At 52.4% G+C, this 4,252-nt stretch carries 5 protein-coding genes; 3 read left to right on the forward strand and 2 right to left on the reverse strand.

The genetic code is table 11. The annotated features are described in order from the left end of the window. Positions 1-556 (reverse strand): LysR family transcriptional regulator (locus tag PPL9_RS05405; RefSeq protein WP_152986597.1); only part of this gene is annotated, 556 nt, incomplete at its 3' end. 128 nt (positions 557-684) lie between these two features. Here PPL9_RS05405 and gstA point away from each other — a divergent pair. Genes gstA through PPL9_RS05420 form a run of 3 tightly spaced genes read left to right on the forward strand, consistent with a single transcriptional unit; the run spans position 685 to position 1,903 of the window. Beyond that, on the forward strand, positions 685-1,293 hold the full coding sequence (gene gstA / locus PPL9_RS05410; protein ID WP_057461728.1) for a glutathione transferase GstA: 609 nt from the start codon (positions 685-687) through the stop codon (positions 1,291-1,293). Further along, complete coding sequence (locus tag PPL9_RS05415; RefSeq protein ID WP_057461729.1) at positions 1,293-1,682, forward strand: nuclear transport factor 2 family protein; 390 nt, start codon at positions 1,293-1,295, stop codon at positions 1,680-1,682. Before gstA ends, PPL9_RS05415 begins: the two co-directional genes overlap by 1 nt. Beyond that, positions 1,682-1,903, forward strand: a complete 222-nt coding sequence (locus tag PPL9_RS05420) for a 4-oxalocrotonate tautomerase family protein (protein ID WP_057461730.1) — start codon at positions 1,682-1,684, stop codon at positions 1,901-1,903. The genes PPL9_RS05415 and PPL9_RS05420 overlap by 1 nt, the downstream gene beginning before the upstream one ends. Before the next feature lie 51 nt (positions 1,904-1,954). On the opposite strand, the gene PPL9_RS05425 is transcribed toward PPL9_RS05420, so the two are convergent. Beyond that, positions 1,955-4,252: insulinase family protein (locus tag PPL9_RS05425; protein WP_082596569.1), on the reverse strand; the 2,298-nt coding region annotated here is incomplete at its 5' end.

The following is a 4,252-nucleotide window of genomic DNA, read 5'->3' on the forward strand; positions in this document are numbered from 1 at the left end:
ATATGGTTTTCATATGCTTACTCTGCGCAGGCTCAAACGCGGGGTGCGCGACGGGCAAGATGGTAACATCCGCAAAAGACACCGCTTCCACCTGTTCAACGGGCACACCATCCATGCTGGCGATAATAATATCAGCCCGGTCATGGAGCAGCCGTTCAATCGGACCACTCATGCTCTCGCGGGACAGGTGAATATGGGTTGCCGGGAACTTCGCCCGCACATGGCCAATAACCTCAAGAACGCGCTGTAACGGCAACGTTGCCGCAATCGCCAGCGAGACTTCAGCCTCCTGTGTTGCATTCAACGTTTTAGCCAGACTACCCAGCTCATTCATCTGCTGCATCACGCGAATGGCTTGCCGGTAAAAGACCTCTCCCGCAGGCGTCAGTTTAGGTCGATACGCTTCTCTGGACAGCAGAACCATATCAATCTCGGCCTCTAACTTCTTGAGCATGTGGCTGATGGCGGACTGAGACTTGTGCAGGCGATCCGCCGCACCGCGAAAAGTCCCTTCTGTCACAATCGCATGCAAAACAACCAGCTGCTCATAAGTCATAGAATACGCTCACTCAAGATGATCTGAATTTCTAATCATTATCGTGAATATTCAATATTATCAATTAATCATGAGAGGCATTACTTCCTCAAAGCCTGATAACAACCACCTTGAGGAAAGAGCTTCCAATGAAACTGTTTTACAAACCCGGCGCATGTTCCCTGGCAACACACATCACGCTGAATGAGATCGCAGCCGCCTACGAGATCGACAGCGTCGACACCGATGCAGGGACGACCAGCACGGGCGTAGATTTCAAAACCATCAACCCGAAAGGCTACGTTCCTGCGCTCCAGCTGGCGTCAGGAGAAGTGCTCACCGAAGGCGCTGCAATCCTCCAATACCTCGCAGACAATCACCCGCAACACGGGCTTGCTCCAGCAGCTGGAACTGTTGCCCGCACGCGTTTGCAGGAGTACCTGAACTTCACCAGCTCAGAACTCCATAAAGCATTCACCCCGTTCTTCACCGCATCAGCAACCACACAGGACAAGGAAAAGGCCGCAAAGAACGTTGCCGCCAAGTTCAACTATCTGGAGGCTCTGTTCAGTGACGGCAGAGCCTATCTCTTGGGTGCGGAGTTCTCTGTTGCGGATGCGTATCTGTTCGTCGTCTGCAACTGGTCAAATTTCGTCGGCGTCGATCTGATCAACTGGCCGTCCCTCGCTGCCTTTGTCCAGCGCACAAGCGAGCGCCCATCGGCACAGGCCGCAATGAAAGCTGAAGGCCTGATCTGATGAGCAACCCACAAGCCATTGCAGAAGTTCAGAAAGTGATGACAGGCTATTTTGACGGCCTTTACCACGCCGATACCAAGGCTCTGGCTGAGGTGTTCCACCCCGATGCGCGCTACGTCAACATGATCGAAGGGGACTACATGCATAAGTCCCTGAGTGAGTACTTCGAAATGGTGGATCGCCGTATCCCGCCCGCAAGCAAAGGGGAGCCGCGACAGGACCGCATTCATTCTATGGAGTTCGGTGGCTCTCAAATGGCCTTCGTCAAAGCCTCAATGACCATGATGAACCGCGAGTATCTGGACTTCCTCACCCTGACCAAAGACCAGCACGGCTGGCGGATCATGACCAAGATCTTCACTTACATCGCAAAGCCGGAGGCAAGCTGATGCCATATGTAAACATCAAGATCACCAGGGAAGGCGGACCGGATGGCAAAGGTCCAACCGCAGACGAAAAAGCCGAGTTGATCCAAGGCGTAACAGAGCTTCTGTCCCGCGTACTCAACAAAAAACCGAGCACGACCTTTGTGGTGATTGATGAGGTTGCCCTTGAGGACTGGGGCATTGGCGGCCTGCCAGTCATCCAGTATCGCCAGCAAGTCTCTTAAAGCACTTCAAACAAAAACGCAGGGCCCAAACCCTGCGTTTTCCAGTTCGCCTTATTGCGGCAGAATCTTCAGCGTCACATTCCGGTCTGGCACCAGAAAATCCGATGCTGCCACGACCAGATCGTCCGGGGTGATCTGCTCCAGAATTGTCGTGTAATTCTGATAGCGCTGGATTGCCTCAGGATAGCTTACAGCCTGACTTGCCAGTTCAAACCACAATCCATTGCTGTGTTCGGCATTGTTCATGGCTTCCAGAATAGGTTGACGCGCACGCAGCAACTCATCCGCTGTGATGTTGCCCTTCACCTGCAGCTCTTTGACGATATCCTGATAAACAGTCTCCGCCGCATCCACATCATCCAGTTTCAACTTGCTGGACATTCCAATATAGCCAAACCCTTTGATTGTGTTGGAGTTCATGCTGAACGCATAAGGGCTGTAAGTCGCGCCCATAGCCTCACGCAGTTTATCGCGCAGCCGAAGCTCTATGACGCCCTGCAACAACTGCAGTGTATAGCTCTGCGTTGCATCTGCATCATCGCTGGTTTTCCAATAATGCTGCAAAAGCGCCGCGTCACTGTCACCCTCATGGGTCAAAGAAACAGCTTGCGCCTCCGGAAACTCAATACCAGTTGCGTAGCTATGCTTTGGAGCCTCAAAGGATTGCTGCAAAGCACCGAAAGTCTCGGCAACCGCATCCAGAGCGGTTTGAACCTCAAGATCGCCTACAATACCAATCTCGATCGGGCCCTTTTGAGCGATGCGGGAGATGATTGGCTTCAGCTCCTCATAGTTCCGCTCCAGCAAAGCTTCTTCACTTCCTGCACCCCAGCGTTTGTCGCCACTATGCAAAATGCGGGAGAACTCGCGACCACGAACAGCTTCAGCAGAGCTGCGGAAGTTCTTGTAGGTCTCTTTCAGGCTCTTTTGGTAAAACGCTTGCCCCTCAGGACGATATGCCGGATCTGTTAGATACGCCGCGACCACCTGCAATTGCAGCTTCAGGTCGTCCGGTGTTGTTCCGTACTGTCCGGAAATGCCATCTTCGCCAAAGGAAAGACCAACGCCAACTTGTGTACCAGAAAGAACCTTGTCCAGATCAGCAACCGAGTACTTGCCAAGGCCGCCAACAATAAAGGCACTCTGGAAGAAACCGGCCAAACCATCTTTATCAGCAGGTAAGTCTTCAATACCGCGACCCGTGCGCAGGGAGACAAACACCTTGCCCTTGTCAAAGTCCGTTTGCTTAAAGTTCAGCACCACTCCGTTTTCAAAAGTGTAAGAGCGAATCTGCCCAAAACTGCTGATTGTCTGTTGAGCAACTTTGCCTTTGGGGCCAAAGCTTTCATAGTCAAAGCTGGTCAGCGACTTTGCTTCAAAGGCTGCGACCGGCTGCTTCTGGCTCTCTTCAAACACGGAAAGAATGGCCTCTTCTGCATTTGGAAAGGCCTCGGCAGTCGTCATAAACAGGTTTGGTTTTGCATCTTCCCAAAGCTCAAGCAGTGCCTTTGAGACTTGCCGCGCTTTCAGATCAGAAAAGTGTTTCTGGAAGAAGGCCAGATCATCAGCAGAGGATGTGGTGACACTCTCATTGAGCACATCGCGCACGAGTATATTGGCGATAGCACAGTTTGGAATGGTCTCTTCCGCTTTAACCGCGACTTCCAGTGAGTTGAGCCGGTTCACCAACTGCCGGTCAACTTCTTCCTGTGTCACGCCATAAGCCAGTGTTTGCCGCAGTTTCTGCTCCAGCAACGCAAAACCGTCCTGCCACTTGTCGGTGGCAACGGTGGCGCAGGCAACAACGGTGTCGGCAAAGTCTTCGCTGTAATAATTCGTGCCAGCAGTGACCATTGTATCGTGAGAAGCAAGGGCTGCATCACGCAGCCGCTCTTTCAAAATACTGATCCCGATCCTGCGCAGCGTGTTCTGAATGCGGTTTTGCTGGTTATCAATCAGCTCTTGAGAGGGTTTGATGAGATAGATGCTCAATACGGTAGGCAAAGACGGTTCTACAAAAAGCGCAGCACGCGGAGCCTCAGCAACCTTCAATGTCCCAAAATCGGGCTCTTCGCTGTCCAGCTGCTCTGCATTCGCAGAGCGCTCCCAATCCGCAAAGTGCTTTTGAATAGCAGCTTCTGTTGCTTCAACATCAATATCGCCAGTCACAACCATTGTGGTCCGGCCGGGCGTGTAGTAACTCTCATAAAAATCGCGCAGGGTTGCCTGGTCAACGGCATCAATGCCGTCCATTGTCCCAACTGGCAGCAGGGTCCGCGGTTTTACACCTGGATAAAGGTAATCAAACCTGGCAACCAGCGCATCATAACCGGGGCCATAATTGCCGCG

This window comes from Pseudovibrio sp. POLY-S9 (genome assembly GCF_001431305.1).
Lineage (GTDB): Bacteria > Pseudomonadota > Alphaproteobacteria > Rhizobiales > Stappiaceae > Pseudovibrio.